We start from the raw sequence: 340 nt of genomic DNA on the forward strand, positions 1-340 counted from the left end.
ACCGGCTGCCCTTCAAGGACGCGCTCACTGTCAACGGCAAAACCCTGTGGGAGAATGTCCAGGACGCCCCGCTGTATAACGATGAAGTGATTCGCCCGCTGGATAATCCGCTCACGGCGGACGGCGGCATCTGCGTGGTGCGCGGCAACCTGGCCCCCAACGGCGCGGTGCTCAAGCCCTCGGCGGCAACGGCCGAACTCATGCAGCACCGCGGTCGCGCGGTGGTGTTCGAGGACTTCGACGACTACAAAGCGCGCATCAACGACCCGGACCTGGATGTGGAAGCCAACGATATTCTGGTCATGAAGCACTGCGGCCCGCGGGGTTATCACGGCATGGC

General features: G+C 63.8%; 1 pseudogene. It reads left to right on the forward strand.

Annotation, left to right across the window (positions count from 1 at the left end):
* Positions 1-340 (forward strand): annotated as a pseudogene (locus tag HZU72_RS23610) (dihydroxy-acid dehydratase domain-containing protein); the annotation flags it as partial.

Source organism: Vreelandella sedimenti, assembly GCF_013416325.1.
In the GTDB taxonomy this organism is placed as follows: Bacteria; Pseudomonadota; Gammaproteobacteria; order Pseudomonadales; family Halomonadaceae; genus Vreelandella; species Vreelandella sedimenti.